The organism is Williamsia sp. z34 (assembly GCF_059553395.1).
This window is the reverse complement of the sequence record NZ_JCANWW010000010.1, coordinates 159,908-180,244: the sequence shown is the minus strand read 5'-3', so window position 1 is coordinate 180,244 and position 20,337 is coordinate 159,908. Positions and strand designations below refer to the sequence as shown.

General features: G+C 64.4%; 17 protein-coding genes. 5 read left to right on the top strand and 12 right to left on the bottom strand.

Features of this window, described 5'->3' with window-relative positions; genetic code table 11:
• Positions 1 to 16: 16 nt before the first annotated feature.
• Together AC51GT_RS22090 and AC51GT_RS22085 are read right to left on the bottom strand one after the other, a co-directional pair.
• Entirely contained in the window at positions 17 to 1,879 is a 1,863-nt protein-coding gene (locus AC51GT_RS22090; RefSeq protein ID WP_496326015.1) for an acyl-CoA dehydrogenase, read from the bottom strand.
• A 90-nt stretch (positions 1,880 to 1,969) separates the two neighbouring features.
• Entirely contained in the window at positions 1,970 to 3,172 is a 1,203-nt protein-coding gene (locus AC51GT_RS22085; RefSeq protein ID WP_496330165.1) for an acyl-CoA dehydrogenase family protein, read from the bottom strand.
• Positions 3,173 to 3,533: 361 nt separating this feature from the next.
• Between AC51GT_RS22085 and AC51GT_RS22080 the strand changes: the two genes are divergently transcribed.
• A complete protein-coding gene (locus AC51GT_RS22080; protein ID WP_496326017.1) occupies positions 3,534 to 5,462 on the top strand; it encodes a flavin-containing monooxygenase in 1,929 nt (642 codons plus the stop codon).
• A gap of 56 nt (positions 5,463 to 5,518) precedes the next feature.
• Here the strand turns inward: AC51GT_RS22080 and AC51GT_RS22075 are convergent, their stop codons facing one another.
• From AC51GT_RS22075 to AC51GT_RS22030, 10 genes are all read right to left on the bottom strand, one after another.
• Positions 5,519 to 7,048 (bottom strand): long-chain-fatty-acid--CoA ligase, encoded by a 1,530-nt coding sequence (locus AC51GT_RS22075; protein ID WP_496326018.1) that lies wholly within the window; start codon positions 7,046 to 7,048, stop codon positions 5,519 to 5,521.
• 30 nt (positions 7,049 to 7,078) lie between these two features.
• Positions 7,079 to 7,489: a hypothetical protein gene (locus AC51GT_RS22070; RefSeq protein WP_496330164.1), complete on the bottom strand. Its 411-nt coding sequence runs from the start codon at positions 7,487 to 7,489 to the stop codon at positions 7,079 to 7,081.
• 1 nt (position 7,490) lies between these two features.
• Complete coding sequence (locus tag AC51GT_RS22065) at positions 7,491 to 8,543, bottom strand: phosphotransferase family protein (RefSeq protein ID WP_496326020.1); 1,053 nt, start codon at positions 8,541 to 8,543, stop codon at positions 7,491 to 7,493.
• Positions 8,543 to 9,358 (bottom strand): SDR family NAD(P)-dependent oxidoreductase, encoded by an 816-nt coding sequence (locus tag AC51GT_RS22060; protein WP_496326021.1) that lies wholly within the window; start codon positions 9,356 to 9,358, stop codon positions 8,543 to 8,545. The genes AC51GT_RS22065 and AC51GT_RS22060 overlap by 1 nt, the downstream gene beginning before the upstream one ends.
• Positions 9,355 to 10,497: an acyl-CoA dehydrogenase family protein gene (locus AC51GT_RS22055; RefSeq protein WP_496326022.1), complete on the bottom strand. Its 1,143-nt coding sequence runs from the start codon at positions 10,495 to 10,497 to the stop codon at positions 9,355 to 9,357. The genes AC51GT_RS22060 and AC51GT_RS22055 overlap by 4 nt, the downstream gene beginning before the upstream one ends.
• Positions 10,490 to 12,667: a 3-hydroxyacyl-CoA dehydrogenase NAD-binding domain-containing protein gene (locus AC51GT_RS22050; RefSeq protein ID WP_496330163.1), complete on the bottom strand. Its 2,178-nt coding sequence runs from the start codon at positions 12,665 to 12,667 to the stop codon at positions 10,490 to 10,492. The genes AC51GT_RS22055 and AC51GT_RS22050 overlap by 8 nt, the downstream gene beginning before the upstream one ends.
• A 40-nt stretch (positions 12,668 to 12,707) precedes the next feature.
• Positions 12,708 to 13,916, bottom strand: a complete 1,209-nt coding sequence (locus AC51GT_RS22045) for an acetyl-CoA C-acetyltransferase (protein WP_496326024.1) — start codon at positions 13,914 to 13,916, stop codon at positions 12,708 to 12,710.
• Positions 13,917 to 14,080: 164 nt separating this feature from the next.
• A complete protein-coding gene (locus AC51GT_RS22040; protein WP_496326025.1) occupies positions 14,081 to 15,070 on the bottom strand; it encodes a DUF7064 domain-containing protein in 990 nt (329 codons plus the stop codon).
• Positions 15,071 to 15,097: 27 nt separating this feature from the next.
• Positions 15,098 to 15,967, bottom strand: coding sequence for an enoyl-CoA hydratase-related protein (locus tag AC51GT_RS22035; RefSeq protein WP_496326026.1), 870 nt, complete (start codon positions 15,965 to 15,967; stop codon positions 15,098 to 15,100).
• Positions 15,964 to 16,788 carry an SDR family NAD(P)-dependent oxidoreductase gene (locus tag AC51GT_RS22030; RefSeq protein ID WP_496326027.1) on the bottom strand — a complete coding sequence of 275 codons (825 nt, stop codon included), beginning with the start codon at positions 16,786 to 16,788 and terminating at the stop codon, positions 15,964 to 15,966. The genes AC51GT_RS22035 and AC51GT_RS22030 overlap by 4 nt, the downstream gene beginning before the upstream one ends.
• A 225-nt stretch (positions 16,789 to 17,013) precedes the next feature.
• On the opposite strand from AC51GT_RS22030, the gene AC51GT_RS22025 reads away from it, so the two are divergent.
• The 4 genes from AC51GT_RS22025 to AC51GT_RS22010 are packed head-to-tail and all read left to right on the top strand — an operon-like array spanning position 17,014 to position 20,325.
• On the top strand, positions 17,014 to 18,198 hold the full coding sequence (locus tag AC51GT_RS22025; protein WP_496326028.1) for a lipid-transfer protein: 1,185 nt from the start codon (positions 17,014 to 17,016) through the stop codon (positions 18,196 to 18,198).
• Entirely contained in the window at positions 18,198 to 18,674 is a 477-nt protein-coding gene (locus AC51GT_RS22020; protein ID WP_496326029.1) for a MaoC family dehydratase N-terminal domain-containing protein, read from the top strand. Before AC51GT_RS22025 ends, AC51GT_RS22020 begins: the two co-directional genes overlap by 1 nt.
• Entirely contained in the window at positions 18,671 to 19,111 is a 441-nt protein-coding gene (locus AC51GT_RS22015; RefSeq protein ID WP_496326030.1) for a MaoC/PaaZ C-terminal domain-containing protein, read from the top strand. The genes AC51GT_RS22020 and AC51GT_RS22015 overlap by 4 nt, the downstream gene beginning before the upstream one ends.
• On the top strand, positions 19,108 to 20,325 hold the full coding sequence (locus AC51GT_RS22010; RefSeq protein WP_496326031.1) for a TetR/AcrR family transcriptional regulator: 1,218 nt from the start codon (positions 19,108 to 19,110) through the stop codon (positions 20,323 to 20,325). The genes AC51GT_RS22015 and AC51GT_RS22010 overlap by 4 nt, the downstream gene beginning before the upstream one ends.
• The last annotated feature ends 12 nt before the right edge of the window (positions 20,326 to 20,337 follow it).

The following is a 20,337-nucleotide window of genomic DNA, read 5'->3' as shown; positions in this document are numbered from 1 at the left end:
TCGGTCCCGGTGAACGCTAGAACGCCTCTTCCGACAGGCTCATCACCGAATCATCGACTTCGGTGGCGATCCGGACGTGCGCCGGAACGAGTGGAAGAACATTGTGCGCGAAAAATTTCGCCGCCGCCACCTTGCCCTCATAGAAGGCCTTGTCGGCCTGCGTGGGGCCGGCATCGAGCGCCTCGAGTGCGATCACAGCACTACGCAGCAAGAGCCAAGCCACCACGACGTCACCGAGAACGTACATCAACCTGGTTGTGTTGAGCCCGACCTTGTAGACGTTCTCCGCCCGCCCCCCGTCGACTTTCGAATCGGACGCCATGAGGTCGGCGGTCATCTTCGCAACGATCGTCTCGACGCCGCGTACCGCTTCCCGCAGGAGGGCTTTCTCCGCGTCGAGATCGCCTCCACCCGTGGAAGCATCGGTGAACGACGTGATCTCGGCCAGCAGGTGACCGAGTGCCACGCCTCTGTTTCTGGCGATCTTGCGGAAAAAGAGGTCCTGCGCCTGGATTGCCGTCGTGCCTTCGTACACGGTGTCGATCTTGGCGTCCCGCACGTACTGCTCGATCGGGTAGTCCTGCAGGTATCCGGATCCGCCGAACGTCTGCAGCGACTCCGTCCCCAGTACGGTCCACGAGCGTTCGGAACCATAGCCTTTCACGATCGGGAGGAGGAGGTCGTTGACGGCCTCGGCGAGTTCGGTGTCGGTTCCGGCGGCAGCACCCGCAGCGATCTCGTCCTGCCAGGATGCGGTGTACAACACCAGCGAACGCATTCCTTCGGCATATGACTTCTGGGTCAGCAGCGACCGCCGAATGTCGGGATGCGCGGTGATGGGGACCCGGGGGGCATCCCGATCAGCGGTCCGGGTCATGTCAGCCCCCTGCACGCGCACCTTTGCATACGCGAGTGCATTGAGATAGCCGGTCGACAGCGTCGCGATCGCTTTACTGCCCACCATCATTCGCGCATCCTCGATGACATCGAACATCTGGCCGATGCCGTCGTGAACATCACCGAGCAGCCATCCACGGGCGGGTACCTTGTCGCCGAGCGTCATCTCACAGGTCGCTGATACCTTCACGCCCATCTTCTTCTCGACGCCGGTGACGTAGACACCGTTGCGTTCGCCGGTGAGCTCACCGGTCTCCACATCGAAGTGATACTTCGGGACCAGGAAGAGACTGAGCCCCTTGGTGCCGGCACCACCTGCACCGTCGACGCCGGCCGGTCGCGCGAGGACCAGATGCAGGATGTTGTCCGCGAGGTCATGCTCGCCGGCGGTGATGAACCGCTTGACGCCTTCGATGTTCCACGTCCCGTCGTCGTTGCGCGTGGCCCTCGTGCGTGCGGCTCCGACATCGGAGCCGGCGTCGGGCTCGGTCAGCATCATCGTTGAGCCCCAACCCTTCTCCGCCACGATCTGTGCGATCCTCTTGTCGCGATCGTTCCCACGCCGATACACGACGCGGGTGGCCGTCGGGAACCCGACGTAGGTCCAGAGGGTCGGATGTGCCCCCAGGACGAACTCGGCGAGTGCCCAGTTGAGGGAACTCGGCGCAGCGGTGCCACCGAGTTCGGGGAGAACGCGCAACCGCCACCACTGCGCGCCCATCCAGGTCTTGTACGTCGCCGCGTATGACGCCGGGACCGTCACGGTGTGAGCGACCGGATCGAACACCGTCGCGGCGCGATCGGAGTCCTCGAACGATTCGGACAGGATCTCGCGCGCAAGACGATCGACCTCGCGTAGAGCGACTTTGGCAGTCTCGACGTCGACCTCGGCAAACGGTCCGGTTCCGAGAACGGCGTCGCGGCCGAGCAGTTCGAACAGATTGAACTCCACGTCGCGCAGGTTGCTTTTGTAGTGCCCCATCGAAAGGTACCTCTCCAACTTGTGGGCCCGCAGGCCAGAAAACGCCGGCCGCACCCCTATCGGAGGTGCGGCCGGCTTGCCAACTCTTCTTCAGTCCTGCGCGCTCGCATAGATCGGCAGCAGGACACCCGCGGAATCGACCAGCATCTTCGGGTCCACGAGCAGATGCTGGGTCGCCACGTGCATGTCCCGAACATAACGGCCCAGGGTGCTGGTGGAGCCGATGCTCTTGGTGCCTGCCCAACGGTGGGAGAACTCGACGACACCGAGTGCCACCTCGTGAACCCAGGCGAGCATCTGCGACACCCGCGCGATGTGTTCGGGTGTGATGGGTTCACCCGCAGCGACCGCAGCTTCCGCCGAGCGGGTGACCTCGTAGGTGTAGAGGCGAGCGGCCTGAAGCTCTGCTTCTTTGCGAGCGAAGTCGATCCGGAAGAAGTCGGCCTCGCCCACCGGAACGGTGTAGTTCGGGCGCATTTTTCCGGTGGTCAACTCGGCCACCAATTCCAATGCCCGCGAGGCGATTCCGAGCGCAATCGGCGCGTGGGGCAAACCACCGGCGAACTCGTTGGTCAGCTTGTACATGACCTCCGAGCGAGTCGCGGTACCGCCGAACGTTGGGGTGGTGTGTTCGGCAGGCACGAACTGCTTGGTCACCCGGTAGTCATGGCTGCCGGTGCCCGCCAGACCCCAGACATCCCAATTCTTGGAGAACTCGACCTTGTCCCTGGGCAGCAAAGCGATACGGGCCTGCGGCTGGCCGTTCTCCCCGAGAATCGGCTTGCCATCGGAGTCGGCGACGAAGAAGCCTGCACCGATCCAGGTCGCGTGGTCCGAGCCACTGGCGAACGAGTAGTCCCCGTCGATGATGTAGCCACCTTCGACCTCGATGCCGGGGTGGCGCGGCAGCAACTGGCCTGCGGCAATGAACTTCTCGTCCCCGCTGGTCAATTCCGCGGCGGTCTGGGGCGGAAGATAACCGAGCACTCCGGAGGTGCCCCATTCGCTGGCCATCCAGGCCCAACCAACGGAGGCGTCGGCCTTGGTGACCTCTTCGAAGACTTGCATGCCCTCACTGGGCAGCAGTCCGCCACCGCCGAGTTCCTCGGGGACAAGCATGCCGTGGAGTCCGAGCTCGACGAATGCGTCGGCAACGGGCTTGGTGATCGTCCGGTCACGTTCGATCGCCGCCGCTTCCTCTCTGATCAGCGATGCGATAGAGCGCGCACGCTGAAGGTAGTCGGCTTCCTTCGACGGCGTGGGGAGGGTCTCCGGGCTCAGGGTCTCAGTCATGTTCATGCCTTTCATGCGGATGTTGGTCCGGTGGCGCCATCATTCGGTGGAATGGAACGCGACCGCTCTCCTTGAATCTCACGAGGACCCGCGATCTCGACTCGGTCACACCGTGGTGTGAGTAAGGTAACATAGTGAGCATTAATGTCAATGCACTTTTTGCCAGGTGAATGACCATTGACCTTCTTCGACTCGCATAGTTAGCATTAACACGACTTTCAACCGGACTTCTCCGGAGACATCGAGCGCGCGGCAGGATCGCCAGAACGTCGCCGGACGATTGACCAACACACAACGGAGCGGCTCGCTGTCATCGACCAATTTCGTTCCCTGACCCTCAACCATCATCGGAAGCAGACCCATGAACCCCACCGTCCTACCGAATCCCGCCCTCGACCGTGCGACCGTGCGCAATGCCGTCGACGCCGGCAACATCGGGTGCCTGATACCTGTCCTGTATCAGCTCACCGGCGAAGAGAAGTGGCTCGATGCCCCCTACCGTCCCGCCGCGCCCAAGGGATTCGAGGAGCTCAACGACGGCGGACTCCCTGCGCAGGCGCAGGCCGAGATCCGCGATGCCGTCACCGATGCCGTACTCGACTGGTGCAACGGCAAACCCGTGACCCATGCGGCACCGACCGGCTCCGACCTCGCCCGGCTGATGAGTACCGTCATGGGCGAGTCGATCTCGCAGGACTATGCGCCGATGATCGCCGAGCAGCTCGGCTTCAGTCCGTACCTCCCCGCCGATGTCGGTGACCAGATCTCTTCCTCACGAGCCGATTTCGGCGTGGCGATCGTCGGGGCAGGCGTATCCGGGCTGACCTGTGCGATCAATCTGGAGAAGGCCGGCATCCCCTACACCATTCTGGAGCGCAACTCCCACATCGGCGGAACGTGGTGGTCCAATCGTTACCCCGGCGCGCGCGTGGATATTCCGAGTGACCTCTACTCGTTCTCGTTCCGCCCGAAGAACTGGTCGGAGTACTTCGCCCGCCGCGACGAGATCTTTTCCTACGTCTCTGACGTCGCCGACGAATACGGTGTGACCGACCAGATCCGGCTCGGGCATTCCGTTGACACAGCAACCTGGAACGACGAAGAACAGCTCTGGGTCCTCACTGTCACCGGCCCCGACGGCGCGACGCAGGAGTTGCGGGCGACCGCATTGGTGACGGCCGCCGGGCTGCATTCTGTACCCCTCGTTCCCGACTTCCAGGGGGCGGCGGACTTCACCGGCCAGATCGTGCACTCCGCGGAATGGCCGGAGGGACTGGACCTGACCGGCAAGCGGGTCGCCGTCGTCGGCAGCGGTGCCAGCGCAATGCAGTTGGTGGTGGCGATCGCCGACCGGGTGGAGTCGATGACCGTGCTGCAACGGCAGCCACAGTGGATCGCACCCAACGAGCACTACTTCGAGCAGTCCGACGCGACGAAACACTGGCTCTACGACAACATTCCGTTCTACCGCGGCTGGTATCGGTTCCGCCTGTACTGGCTCTACACCGAACGCACGTACGCCGCACTGCCAGTGGACCCGAAGCGGGAGGAAAAGGGAAAACTCGTCAGTTCCCTCAACGACGCCTACCGCGCGCACTTTACGGCCTACCTCACGCAGCAGCTCGGAAATGACGAGGATCTGGTCCGTCGCACCCTGCCCGACTACCCACCGTTCGGCAAGCGCCTGCTCATCGACAACGGCTGGTTCACGACGCTGCGCAAGCCCAACGTCGAGTTGCTCACCGATCGGGTGGAACGGTTGACACCGACCGGGATCGTCACGGCCGAGGGCGAAGAACGAGAGGTCGACGTGCTCATCCTGTGCACCGGCTTCCAGCAGCAGCGGTACCTGTACCCGATGGAGATCCGGGGCCGCGAGGGAACGTCGTTGCGCGAGAGCTGGACCGACGATGACGGACGGGCTTATCTGGGCATCACCACACCCGGGTTCCCAAATCTCTTCTTCCTCTACGGCCCCAACACCAATCCTCCCGGCGGTAGCTACATCACCATCGCCGAGGCCCAGGTGCGTTACGTCGTCGAATCGATTGCACGGTTGGTGACCGACGACCTGTCGTCGATCGAGTGCCGGGCCGAGCCGTATGAGCAGTACAACGCCGAACTCGACGCTGCCAACGACGCCATGGTCTATGCCATGGATGGGGTCAGCAGCTACTACCGCAACTCCAGTGGTCGGGTGGTGACGAACTCGCCGTGGCCGGTCAACGAGTACTGGGCTCGTACCGCACAACCGCGACCCGAGGACTTTGTGGAGAAGGCACGCGGCTAGGACAGATACGCCTCCGGCCGCCGGTTGAAGGGAACCCCTTCAACCGGCGGCCGGTGTCACATCAACGACGCGCCGCCCCAGTACGGCTCCCGCAGTTCGCGTTTCAGAATCTTTCCAGTTGTACTGCGCGGCAGCGCATCCACAAACACGACCTCTACCGGACATTTGTAACGGGCGAGGCGTTCGCGGCAATGAGACACGACGTCGGAGGCCGACACCTCTGCACCCGCGGCCCGGACCACGATCGCGATCGGGCTCTCACCCCACCGCTGACTCGGTACGCCGATCACGGCGACATCGGCGACACCGTCCATCCCGAACAGAACCTCTTCGATCTCACGCGGGTAGATGTTCTCACCACCCGAGATGATCATGTCCTTCACCCGGTCAGAAATGTAGAGAAAACCCTCGGCATCGATGTATCCGGCGTCGCCGGTGCACAGCCAACCGTCGACCAGCGTCGACCCGGTGTCCTCTGGCAGCCCCCAGTAGCCACTCATCACCTGCGGCCCACGAACGAGAATCTCCCCGACCTCTCCCACCTGACCGTCTGTTCCGTCAGCGCGCATGACCTTCACCGCCGAACCGAACACCGCCCTCCCCGCGGACGTCAGGATCCTCCGGTCGTCCCGCAGCGCCCGACGATGGTCCTCTGGGGCCAGGATCGTCGCCACAGCGCAACATTCGGTCATCCCGTACGCCTGCGCGAACTCACAGCCGAAGACAGCCATCGCCTTCTGTACCACCTCGCCGGCCATCGGCGCGGAGCCGTACACCAGCAGGTCCAGCGCACTGAAGTCGAGTTCGTGTACCGGCGTACTGCCGACCATGTCCTGGATCATCGCCGGCGCGAGTGTCAGCAATTGTATTCGCAAGTCCGACATCAACCGAAGAACCGTGTCACGGTCGTAGTCCCGCACGATCCGGATCGAGCAACCGCCCGCGGTGTACGCCAGAATCTGCAGTGCCGCACCGGCATGGAACAACGGCATCACGCACAAGGTGCGTTTGCGGTTCGAATCGAGCGCCACCTGGATCTGCCACGCGTTCATGCAGGCCGCATGGTGGGTCACCATGGCACCCTTGGGTTTTCCTGTGGTCCCGCTCGTGTACATCTGGTGATAGACCGCGTCCGTCGAAACCATCTCCTCGATCGGCTCCGTCGAGTTCTGCGCGACAGTCGAATCGAAGTGCAGGACCGTCGGCGCGTCATCTCGCAACACCGACACCGCGACGTCCGGCAAAACTCCACCGAACGACGACGCATAATCTTCGTGTACGACGGCGAGCCGGCACTGCGCGTCCTCGACGATGTAGCGCCACTCGACCGGCGCCAGCCGGAAGTTCAGGGGCACGGGCACGACGCCCGCACGCGAGGCGCCGAAGTACAGTGCCACCATCTCCGGTGAGTTCCGGTCGAGCATGGCGAACCGGTCCCCCGGGTTCAGCCTCCGGGCAAGCCAGTTGCCTACCTGCAGGGTCGCCTCACGCATCTCGCGCCACGTGAGCCGGCGGTCCCCATCGTCGACATACACCTCATCGGGGAACCTCTGCGCCCAATAGTCGAGAAGATCGTGCACACGCATAGGTGACCCTTCTGCAGGCATGGGCGCGGTTCATTCCGGCAGACTGTGACGCATCGCGGTCGAGATCTGCACTCGGACATCGGGCCCGGTGAACTCGGTCACAGCGTCCACGATTCCGGGTACCTGCCCGGGGGCGCTGTACGTGTCCGCGAGTCGCTCGGAGATCCTGCGGCGCTGTTGTCGCAGGGTCTCAACGGTGAGAGTGCCGTCCGATGCTGCCGTCAGCCCGAGCGCGGCGACCAACTCCTCGGTCCGCGCGATGCTGTCGGCCAGTGCGATGCTGTCCCACGAGGTCCGTTCGGCGAGGTTGTCCAGTGCCTCGACAACGGCGCCGAGTTCCAGGCGCGCCCCGCCATCGGTCAGTCCTGGGGCGACGCGCTGCACGAGGGTTTCACGAACGGTGGCGAGCACCTGGGTGAGATCGGTGGAGTAGACGGTCATGTCAGTGGCCCCATTCTTTGTCGCGCAACATCTTTCCCAGCCAAGCGATACTGAAGTAGACGCTGTGCGCCATATTCGAATACCGCAGTTCGTCTCGTTCGCCGCGCGAGTAGATGTCGACGGCCTGCAGACAGCCGACTGCTGTCTTGGTCAGGGACTGCACCGCCCACCAGTTCAGCGCCGCGTCATCGGGCCGCCAGCCGCCGGCCCCCTCGTACTCGGTGAGAAATGGCTCGAGTTCGATCAGTTTGCACAGCAGCGGTGAACGGCCCCTCGAGGTCCGCTGCGCAAACCAGGCGATGTCAGCAGTCGGGTCGGAGAAGTGCGCGGTCTCCCAGTCGAGAACCCCGGTGATGGATCCATCGTCGATGACAAGATTTCCGATCCGGAAGTCATTGTGAACCAGTGATACCCGTCCGGAGACGGCATCACTGCGGTGGTCGAGCCAGGCGAAGGCGAGGTCGAGAATCGGGATCGGGATGTCGACGACATCGCGGTAGACCTGCGCCCACTTGTCGTTCTCGAGTCGACCGGTATTCCCGGGGTCAGGAACCGGCCCCAGTGCGGTCAGCCCCATCGCGTGCGGATCGGCGGTGTGCAGCCGCGCCATCTCGCGTGCGACATCACGTCCCAGGCGTTCCCGCGTCTGTGGATCCGGCACGATCCGGGACACCGTGGGTGGCATCGGGATCTGTCCGTTCACCTTCTCCATGACAAACCAGCCGCGGTTGCCCTCGGTCCCGATGTCATGTGAGATCACCTTCGGTACGCGCATGCCGATCGCGTCGGCGGCCTCGAGCAGTGCGACTTCCCGGGCGACGTCATAGTCCCCCACGATGCCGCTGATCGGCTGCCGCTTCACTGCATACGTTGCATTCGTTTCACCGGCCGCTCCGTTCCAAGACGCGGTGACCAGGTAGGTTTCCCACGAGTTGCCTTCGCCGCGTTTGTCGACGTCGGTCAGGGTGAGGGATCCGTTCGCGTGCAGCGCACGATCGAGATCGGTCGTGAGGTTTTCGAGGAAATTATCTGTCCGCATGCTGGTTTCAGTCATCAGAACAATGCCGCCTTCGCGCCGCCACCGTCGACGACGAGGCGCTGGCCGGTCACGTAGCCCGAGTCGGGTGACGCCAGGAAGGCCACCGCACCTGCCACGTCTTCGGGCCGGCAGACCCGGCCGAACGGCGACGACGAGTCGAGGTCGCCGATGTCGGCGCCACGTGCCGCCGAGACCAGGCGGCGTCCCATGTCGGTCGCAATCAGACCGGGCGCGACGATGTTCGCGTGGATCTGGTGGTCGAGTTCCTCTCGCGCGAGTGTCCGCATGCACGTCTCCATCGCCGACTTCGCCATCGTGTACGGCGCCGAGTTCGGTGGGGCCGACGTGGTCGAGTTACTGGAGATCATCACGATGTCGCCACGCCCGCCGGGAGCGGATCCGGCCTTGCGCATACCCGGCAACAGGAGCTGGATCAACCGGATCGGTCCCAGTGCGTGGACATTCAGCAGAGACTCGAACTCGTCGCGAGACGTCGAGGCAACATCGTTGCCCCGACTCGCGGAACCGGCATTGTTGACCAGCAGATCGACGACACCGAGATCGGTTCCGATCGCATCGACCATCGCCTCGACGGCAGTCGCATCGTCGATGGACGCCTGGTATGCATGCGCAGTTCCGCCGGCCGCGACGATCTCGTCGACGACCTCGTCCGCAGCGTCACGATCACGTCGATAGTTCACGGCCACACTCGCTCCGTCGCGGGCCAGTCGCAAGGCGATCGCCCGCCCTGCTCCCCGCGAACCGCCCGTCACGAGTGCCACCCGTCCCCGCAGCGGTAGCGCACCATGTCCTTGCAGTGGTGCGCTCATCGCCCCACCACCGCCCGACCCACCAGGTCCTTCATGACTTCGTTCGCTCCTCCGTAGATCCGCTGAATTCGTGCGTCGCGCCACATCCGTGCGATGGGATACTCCTCCATGTAGCCGTATCCGCCGAACAGCTGCAGGCTTGTGTCGATGACGTTCCATTGCAGATCGGTGGCCTTGTACTTGGCCCCCGCGGCCTCGTCTGCGGTGAGCTCACCTGCATCGAGTGCCAGCACGCATTGGTCGACGTAGTTCTGCAGTACGGCGACGTCGGTGTGCATCTCGGCGATCGACATCCGCACCGACTGCAATTGCGCCAGTGGGCCGCCGAACGCGACCCGGTCGCGGACATGATCGAGCGCCAGCGACAGCGCATGCGCGGCCGATGCCACCGCGGACACGGCGATCGACATGCGTTCTCGCGGCAAGTTCACCATCGCCGATCCGAATCCGCGCCCCGGTTCGCCGATGATGTTCGACGCCGGCACCCGGCAGTCGGTGAACACCAGCTCTGCGGTGTCCTGTGCCTTGCGTCCGATCTTGTGCATCGGCCGTCCCCGCTCGAATCCCTGAGTACCGGCTTCGACGACGACGAATGATGTTCCGCGGCCGTCTCTTTCACCGGTCCGGACCAGCACTATCGCCATGTCGCAGGTGGCGCCGCTGGTGATGAACGTCTTGGTGCCGTCGATGACGAGGTCGTCACCGTCGCGCCGTGCGGTGGTTCGGATCGCCGCCAGGTCGGAGCCGGCGCCGGGTTCGGTCATCGCGAGGGCGGTCACGCAGTCCCCGGCGGTGAACTTCGGCAGCCACCGAGCCTTCTGCGCGTCGTCGGTGAGGTCTCGCAGGTACGGAACGATGATGTCGTTCTGCATGCTGAAGGTGTCACCGGCCATGCCGGAGGCGACCACTTCTTCGGTCATCACCGCGTTGTAGCGGAAGTCCGAGATTCCCAGTCCGCCATAGGTGTCGGGGAACTCGAAACCCAGGAACCCGGCGGACGCCGCGGCGCTGATGAACGCCCGGTCCACCGTCCCGGCCTCCTCCCACTTCTCGACGTTGGGCACCGCCTCGCGATCGAGGAAGGTACGGAACGCGGAGCGGAACGCCTCGTGCTCTGCGGTGTAGAGGTTTCTACGCATCTGTCACGACCTGACCTGGCACGACCTGCTCCAGCAGCGACGCCGGCGGCGCGAAGCGTTCACCGTACGTCTCGGCGAGTTCGGTCGCTCGCTTGACGAAGGCAGCAGTGCCGCCCGGGTATCCGGCCAGGAACTGGGTGGTTCCGCCGGTCCAGGTCGGAAATCCGATGCCGAGCAATGAGCCGACATTGGCATCGGCGTCCGAGCGCAGGACACCGCTCTCGTGGCATCTCACCGTCTCCAGCACCTCGGAGAAGAGCAACCGGTCACGCAGATCCGCCAGATTCGCCACGCCGGATGCGGGCGGGAACGCCTCGGCGAGGCCGGCCCAGATCGTTTGCCGTTTGCCGCCCTCGTAGTCGTAGAAACCCGCTCCCGCAGCACGACTCGGCCGGCCGATCTCTTCGACCATCGTGGTCAGCACAGCGTCTCCGGGATGCTCGGCCATCGGCGCACCGGTCCGCTCGGCAACTTCGCGGAACTGTCCGCGAATCTTCAGCGGGAGACTCAGGGTGAGCTCATCGAGCAACGCGAGCGTGCCGACCGGGTAGCCGGCCTGCAGCGATGCCTGCTCGATGGAATGCGGGTCGATGCCCTCACCGATCATCGCAGCCGCCTCGATCAGGCGCTGCAGGATCACCCGGCTGGTGAAGAATCCACGACCGTCGCCGACGACGATCGGGGTCTTGCGCATCTGCAGAGCGATATCGAAGGCTTTCGCCAGGGTCGCGTCACTGGTCTTGTCCCCGACGATGATCTCGATGAGGTCCATCCGCTCGACGGGCGAGAAAAAATGCAGCCCGATGAAGTCCTCGGGGCTCCGAACGCCGTCGGCCAGCTCGGTGATCGGCAGCGTCGACGTGTTGGAGCCCAGAACTGCGTCTGGTGCGACGAACTCGAGCACCTCGGCGAACACCTGCTTCTTGAGCGCGGGATCCTCGAAGACCGCCTCGATGACCAGATCAGCACCGGCGAGATCTGCAGGCGCAGAGACCGCGGTGATGCGGTCGAGGACCACCGTAGCGCTCTCCTCGGTTCGGCTACCCCTTGCAACCTGCTTAGACAGCGCCTTGCGCGCGTAGTCCTTACCCCGTTCCGCCGCAGCCAGGTCGACGTCCTTGAGTGCGACACGCATCCCGGACAGCGCACAGGACAGCGCGATTCCTGCCCCCATCATGCCGGCGCCGAGCACGGCGACGAACTCGGCACGGTGAGGAGCGAATCCGGCGGGACGGCTCGCGCCGGACTTGATCGTCTGCTTGTCGAAGAACGTGCCCTGGATGATGTTCTTGGAGATCGGCCCGGTGGCGAGATCCACGAAATAGCGCGTCTCGATCTTGGACGCCGACTCGAAGTCGACCTGGGTGCTCTCGACGGCTGCGGCCAGGATGTTCTCCTTTGCCGGATTGGGCGATCCGTGTGCCGCCGCGCGCAGCGCCGCAGCTCGTGCCGGCAGGACCGCCTCGATCGCGGGGGTGTAGGCGGTACCGCCGGGGATCGGTTCCTTCCGGTCCCACGGCTGCGCGGCGTCGGCGTTGGCGCCGATCCACTCGATCGCGGCGGGAATCAGCGCATCCACGGTGCCCACCACCCGGTCCAGCAACCCGAGTTCGAGCGCCTGCTGCGGCGTGTATGTCTTGCCGGACAGCAGAACTCGATCCAGTGCGGTGTCCAGGCCGAGGAGGCGGACGGTGCGCACGACGCCGCCGCCACCGGGCAGCAGGCCCAGCGTGACCTCTGGCAGCCCGACCCGCAGCGACGGATCGTCCACGGCGAGGCGGTGATGGCACGCCAGTGCGATCTCCAGACCGCCGCCCAGGGCACTGCCCGCCAACGCAGCGACGACCGGGACCCCAAGGGTCTCGAGCCTGCGCAGCATCGCTTTCACGCCGTCGGCGAAAGCGCTGAGCTCGGCGGCCTGCTCGGGGGTCGTCGCGAGCAGGTCGCCGAGGTCTCCACCGGCGAAGAAGGTCTTCTTCGCCGAAGTGAGGATGACGCCGACCGGGGCGGCATCGGCAAGGCGGTCGAGGACCAGGCCCAGCGATTCCGACCACGCGGCGCTCATGGTGTTCACGGATTGGCTCGGGTCGTCGAAGGTCAGGATGACGACACCGGATTCATGGTCGGCCCAGTCGATGGTGCCGAATTTGGTTGCGGTAGTGGTGCTCACGATGGGGGTCACGATTCTCTCGATGGGTCGGGGGCTGTACTCACACGCGTTCGACGATGGTGGCAATGCCCATGCCACCGCCGACGCAAAGGGTGACAAGAGCTCGTCGCTCGTCACGACGTTCGAGCTCGTCGATGACGGTCGAGATGAGCATCGCGCCGGTGGCGCCGAGCGGGTGGCCCAGGGCGATGGCACCACCGTTGACGTTGACCTTCTCGTGTGGGATACCGAGGTCTTTCATGAAGCGCAGCGCGACCGATGAGAAGGCCTCATTGATCTCGAAGATGTCGATGTCGTCGACCGACAGACCGGCGACGGCCAGTGCCTTGCGGCTCGCGGGTGCGGGTCCGGTGAGCATGATGGTCGGATCCGAGCCGCTGACGGCACCGGCGACGATCCGGGCGCGCGGCGTGAGCCCCAGTTCCCGCCCGACCGTCTCGTTCCCGAGGGCCACGATGGCCGCACCGTCGACGATGCCCGAAGAGTTGCCACCGGTATGCACGTGGTCGATCTTCGGGACCCAGTGATACTTCTGCAATGCGACGTCGTCGAACCCGGCTGCACCGATCCCGGTGAAGGCGGGCTTCAGCTTCCCAAGCGTTTCGATGGTGGTGCCACGCCGGAAGTGCTCGTCACGGTCGAGGACGACGGTGCCGTTGCGATCGCGCACCGGAACAACAGAACGCGCGAAGCGTCCCTCGTCCCAGGCTGCCGCCGCCCGGCGCTGGGATTCCGCAGCGAAGGCGTCGACGTCTTCCCGGGTGAATCCCTCGAGTGTGGCTATCAGGTCCGCACCGATGCCCTGTGGCACGAAGCCGGTGGTGAAGTTGGTTTCCGGATCGTTGGCCCAGGCGCCGCCATCCGAGGCCATCGGCACCCGCGACATGCTTTCGACGCCGCCCGCGAGAACCAGCGTCTCCCAACCCGACGCGATCTTCTGCGACGCGGTGTTGACCGCTTCGAGTCCGGAGGCACAGAACCGGTTGAGCTGGACGCCTGCAACGGTTTCCGGCAATCCGGCGGCGATCGCGGCGATGCGCGCGATGTCGGCTCCCTGATCGCGCAGGGGGCTGACGCAGCCGAGCACGAGGTCGTCGACGCGTGCGGTGTCGAGGTTCGGATTGCGCTCTTGCAGTGCGTCCAGGAGACCGACCACCAGCGAGATCGGCTTGACGCTGTGCAGCGATCCGCCGCGACCGCGACCGCGTGGGGTACGCAGTGCGTCGTAGACAAAGACTTCATGTGGCATGGGATTCGTATCCTTTTCTTGCGCGATCCGGCGCCTGCAGAAACCGCGGCGGGCCGGTAGGCGTCACGGAGCAACTTGTGTAGAGTTTCCCGGTCGGCCGCCGGGGTATCTCATCGATGAACTGGAATCACTTGGGGCACTTGAACCCGGGACAGACTCGAGGACTAGGCGCGAATGGGACGAAGGAACTCGGCCACTGCCCATCCCCCGTGACCTTCGGCGAGGTCGACCGTCATCTGCGCCATCCGAACCGCGCGGTCCTCGGTACGTTGGGTGACCGGCACGAAGTGGCGGATGGATCCGTCCACGATGATGGTCGGCAAGCCCTCCGCCGAGATGATGCCGGTATGGCGTCCCGCATAGGTGGATTCACCGGCGTAGTCGGTGAGCACGCGATAGTCGGTGATCGGGTGGGCGACTCCGTCGGTGGTCAGAACCGCACCGGCACTGACGCGCACGCCCGACGGCTCGTATTCCCCGTATGCACTGAAAGCTGTTCCGTCCATGAGCCATCCGGCGACCCATTCGCCGGTGAACGACGCCCACTCGCGCGGACCCCACGAATGATCACGGAACGAGGTGACCTCATCGAGGACCCAGGTGCGCTTGCCGACCCGGATGGTGCCCGAGAGGTGACCGAACTGCTCGTAGTGATCGCTCGCGATCGTCGAACTACCCGGTGTGCAATCACCGTCGCCGTCGCCGTTGATGACGAACATCGGACTCGACGCCGTGTACGAGAGGGAGATCTCGCACTCCTCTGCCGGCGCGTTCTTCAGCGCGATCCGGCCTTGCTCAGCCATCAGTGACGGATGTGTCACGCGCGCAACAGAGTTTTGGTATTTGATCTCCGCGGTGCGGGTGGGTTCTTTGATCGTGATCTCGAGCCCCTGGCCCGAGAAACTGTCGTTGGTGTCGCAGGGTGTGCGGCCGGCACGGAACGCAATGGCGCCGCCGGGCAGAGTCAGTTGCACCGAGGTCTCGCTGTAGCCGAGGTTCGGCCGGTTCCCGATGCGGACGAGGCCGCCTAGTTGTGAGACAGGGTCGACGAAGTTGAAGTAGACACTCTCGTTGAAATTGTCGATGCCTGCGAAGTCGTGGGTGCCCTCGGCATCGGCGCCATACTTGCACACTGTGAACGGTTGGCTTGTCATGATTCTCCTCGGTTGGACCCCTATGGGTCAGAATCGTTGTGCTGGTGAGGGATCGAGTGGAGGGAAAACAGCCGGCCGACGCTCCAGGAATGACATGACTCCTTCGCACGCGTCTGCCGAGTCGACGCGTCCGGCGTAGGTTCGGGATTCTTCGGCGGCTGCAGGCCCGGGATGCGAATGCAACCATGACGAGGCGAGTAGGCGCTTGGACAGCGCGACCGATGTCGGTGATGTGTCGGCGACGAACTGCTGCGCGTACTCACGCGCCGCTGTCATCACCTGGTCTGCCGGAACAACCTTGGTGAGATAGCCGGCCTCATATCCTTCGGCGGCGTCGAAGACCCTCCCCGACAGAATCCAGTCCGTCGCACGGCCCACACCCACCAGTCGTGGCAGGAACCATGTGGACGCACCCTCGGGCACGACGCCACGGCGATTGAACACGAACCCGAACCGCGCGTCAGCACTGGCGATCCGGACATCCATCGCGGCGGCGATGGTGGCACCGCCGCCGATTGCGTGACCGTTGAGGGCCGCGATCACCGGCTTCTGCATCGCGAACAGTCGCTCGCTGATGCGTCCGGCAGGTTCGCGATAGCCCGTCGGAGTGTGTCCGTCGACGTCCTCCACAATTGCGCGCGTGAGGGTTTCGGGGCCGTCGAGGTCGGCGCCGACAGAGAAGGCCGGGCCCGCACCGGTGACGATCACGGCCCGCACGTTCGGGTCGTTGTCCGCACGATCGAGCGCGTGCAAGACGTCGACCAGCATCTGTACCCGCATGCCGTTTCGCCGCTGCGGGGCGTCGAGCGTCACCACGGCCACACCGTCGGCGACGTCATAGCCCACTTCTTCGTAGCGGCCTGCCGCCGCAGTCGTGGCCACGAGCGTGTCCGTCACAACCCGCCACCGCAGACGAGGACCTGGCCGGTGATGTAGCTCGATTCCGGGCTGCACAACAGGTAGACAGCGCCGGCGGCCTCCTCGACAGTGCCCGCACGGCCAAGGGCGATCTGCTTGGTCGCGGCCTCCATCACAGCCGGATCGACACCGACTCGAATGTCGCGGTCCTCGACCTTGATGGTCTTGGCCTCGGTGGTCACCGACGTCAGCCGGGTGTTGATCACGCCGTAGGCGACGGCATTCGAGGTGACGTTGTAGCGGCCCCATTCCTTGGCAATCGTCTTGGTGAGACCGATCATCCCGGCCTTCGCCGACGAGTAATTCGCCTGCCCCGGGTTTCCGAGCAGCCCCGATGTGGAGGAGATGTTCACGATCTTTCGGCACGGGACCGAACCGGTTTCGCGTTCGCGCTTGACCGCCGCGCTGATCACCGGCTGCGCGGCCCGCAGGATCCGGAATGGTGCAGTCAAGTGGACGTCGAGGATGTCGGCCCACTGCTGATCGGTCATCTTCTGGATGACGTTGTCCCAGGTGTATCCGGCGTTGTTGACGATGATGTCGATGGCGGCAAAGTTGTCGACCGCCGCCGCGACGAACCGATCGGCGAACTCCGGGTCCGTCACGCTCCCCACACACGCAACGGCCTGCCCGCCAAGTGATTCGATCTCGGCGACCACCTCTCTCGCGGGCTCGGGGTCGAGGTCGTTGACGACCACCTTGGCGCCCTCGGAAGCGAGTTTGAGGGCTACGGCCCGCCCGATGCCACGGCCCGATCCCGAGACCATTGCGACTTTGTCCTGAAGCTTCTGCACGCTCATGCGTTCTCCTGAGTTCTGTTCGATCTTCGCGCGACGCGATATCGACGCGGGCCCAGCCACCGTCCACGGCTTGTGACCCGAGTCACTGGGGTGAATACTAACTTCAGAAGAAGTTGCGAGTCAATAGCCAATTATGCTGGCAGTTTCGGCTTATTGTTAGTCCTGACTTTATGTGCTTATCTGGACCCAGACCCTCGATATACCCCATGACCGAAAGGTGGTCCCATGACAAATGTCTGCATCAGTGGCGTCGGAATGATGCCCTTCACCAAAGCCGGAAAGAGCGAGACCTACGAGCGGATGGGCTCCACCGCAGCCCTTGCAGCCCTGAAGGACGCCGGCCTCGGCTATGCCGACGTCCAGCAAGCCTTTGTCGGCTACGTCTACGGTGATTCGACGTCGGGCCAGAACGCTCTCTACGAGATCGGCATGACCGGCATCCCGGTGATCAACGTGAACAACAACTGTTCGACGGGGTCGAGCGCGCTGTGGCTGGCGCGCCAGGCCGTGGCATCGGGTGCCGCGGACTGCGTGCTGGCCCTGGGCTTCGAGCAGATGCAGCCCGGTGCGCTGGTCAATGCCTATGGCGATCGACCGAGCCCCACCGAGCGGGGCGAAAAGATCGCGGTCTCGCGGCCCGGCGGCGACGCCGTGGCACCCGCGGCCGCGAAGATGTTCGGCGGCGCGGGCGTGACCTACATGGAGCGCTACGGGGTGTCCTCTGAGATCTTCGGACGCGTGTCGGTGAAGGCCCGTTCGCACGCCGGACGCAATCCGCTCGCGGTGTTCCGTGACCCGATCGACCTCGCGCAGGTCATGAACTCCAAACAGATCTGGGGACCGCTGACATTGCTCATGTGCTGCCCACCGACCAATGGTGCGGCCGCAGCCATCGTGTGCAGCGAAGAGTTCGCCCGATCCCGCGGCATCGACTCGAGCATCCGGTTGCGGGCACAGTCGATGGTCACCGACCTTCCCGGCACCTTCGAGACGACCGACATGATGCGGGTCGCCGGCTATGACATGACAGCCAAGGCATCCGCGGAGGTCTATGAAGCGTCCGGCGTGGACCCGCTCGACATACCCGTCGTCGAATTGCACGATTGCTTCTCCACCAACGAAGTCATCACCTACGAAGGCCTGGGCCTCACCCCCGAGGGCACCGCCGAGAAGTTCATCCTCGATGGCGACAACACCTACGGCGGTCGCGTGGTGACCAACCCGTCCGGCGGCCTGTTGTCCAAGGGACACCCCCTGGGCGCGACAGGACTGGCCCAGTGCGCCGAACTGGTGTGGCAGTTGCGCGGCACCGCCGGCGACCGTCAGGTCGAAGGCGCGCGGATTGCGTTGCAGCACAACCTGGGTCTCGGCGGCGCGTGCGTCGTGAGCCTATACGAGAAGGTGTCCTGATGGCACTCGATCACGCCATCCTCGAGGTGGTTTCACCGCCGATCGTCACCGATGTCGAACGCGGACGTATCCGCCAGTTCGCCGACGCCATCGGTGAAGAGAATCCGATCTACCGCGACCGCGACGCCGCGATAGCCGCCGGTCACCCAGATGTCCTCGCTCCCCCGACCTTCCTGTTCGGACTGGAACTGGAGAACTCCGACGTATTCGGCGATCTCGCGGCACACGGCGTCGACCTGGGCAACGTCCTGCACGGCGAACAGCGATTCCGCTACTTCGCCGATGTGCATGCCGGTGACCGGGTCCGGTTCGAGACACGGTATGTCGACGCATACTCCAAAGCCGGTGGCGCTCTTGACTTCCTGGTGCGACGCACCACCGTGACCCGCGCAGGCGACATCGTGGCCGAATTGGAGAGTGTCAGCGTCATAAAGAACCCTGCGGGGGTCATCAAGAACCCGGGAGGGACAAAATGAGCACACCCACCGTCGGCGACGTCGTCGCGACACTCAAGCCCGGGGTCGTTACCCGTACGACACTGGCGTTGTTCGCCGGGGCATCGGGCGATCACAACCCGATCCACATCGATCTCGACTCGGCGCGCGCCTCCGGCATGGACGACGTGTTCGCCCACGGAATGCTCTCGATGGCGTATCTGGGCCGATTGCTCACCGACACATTCCCGCAGAGCAGCATCCGCGAACTGTCTGCGCGGTTCACCGCGATCACCCCGGTCCGAGCCGAGCCGGAGCTGACGGCCACGGTAAAAGAAATCATCGTCGCCGACGACGAACAGCGAGCCGTGCTCGAGTTGAATGTGACTCTGGCAGATGGGACACGAACTCTGGCCGGAACCGCGGTGGTGGCGTGGTCCGGCGCTGACCAGGGTTCGAGTGCGACACTGGTCCCATGACGGACACTGCCGAAGCCGGCTCCGCAGCACCCACCCGCGGAGGACCCCGAAGCGAACAGATCGTTCGCGCCGCGACGCTGCTCTTCCAGGACCTCGGCTACCAGAATGTCAGTATCGACCAGATCGGGTCAGCAGTCGGGCTGACCGGTCCGGCGGTGTATCGGCATTTCAAAGGCAAGTACGCCCTCCTGGTAGAGGCGTTGCGTACCCAGGTCGATCTGACACAGCAATTGACGGACCGGGCCGCCGGTTCCGGTAGCACCGCGCAGGAAGTCCTCGACCTGTTCCTCGACGGTCTGAGCGACATCACCGCAAACGGTGACGAGGCAACCCTGTGGCGCCGCGAACAGCGGCACCTCAAGGAAGCCGAGCGCATCGAATTCCAGGCGCAGTTCCGTTCCAACCGGGATCGCCTTGCGGCGATGATCCTCTCGGCGAATCCCGAGGTCACCACGCACCAAGCGGAATTGCTCGGCTTTGCGGTACTCACGATGTACTCGAACACGCCGAGTATCCGCGGCAGCCTCACCCCGGAGCGACTGATCGCCATCCAGTCCGCGCTGGCGAAGGCGATCATCGGATGCAACCTTCCGCACGTCAGCGCCGGTACACAGTCGATACCGACTCCGGTACACCGCAAACCGGCGGGTCGCCGGGAACGGATACTGACGGCATCGACGACGCTTTTCGATGAGCGCGGGTTCTACGACGTGCGCATCGATGACATCGCCAAGGCGTCGGGGATGTCCGTGGCAACCCTGTACCAGCACGTGACCGGTAAAACACAGGTACTGCGGGCAATTCTCGAACGGGGCGCCGAAGGCTTGCTGTATGTGACCGCTGAGGCGCTCTCGCATGCGACCACTCCGCACGAGGTGCTCGGTGCCCTCGTCGAGACATACATTCGGCAGGCGTTGGGCGTTCACGGGCGGACCATGCATATCCTGGCCGCCGATCTGCTCTATCTCTCCGAGGACGAACAAGCCTCCCTGAGGGAGACGCAGCGCGAGTACCTCGCCGAATGGGTCGAGGTGATCTGCACCCTGGCCGGGCATCTCAGTACGAGCGATGCGCGCGCACTGTCCCAGGCCACCATCGCCGTCATCACCGACGTCTCACAAAATCCAGAACTCAAAGCCCGCCCCGGCATCACCGAGGAACTCTCGGCCCTCGCCCACGCGATGGTCCTGCCGACCGGACTCGAACTGCCATGAATCTTTTACCCC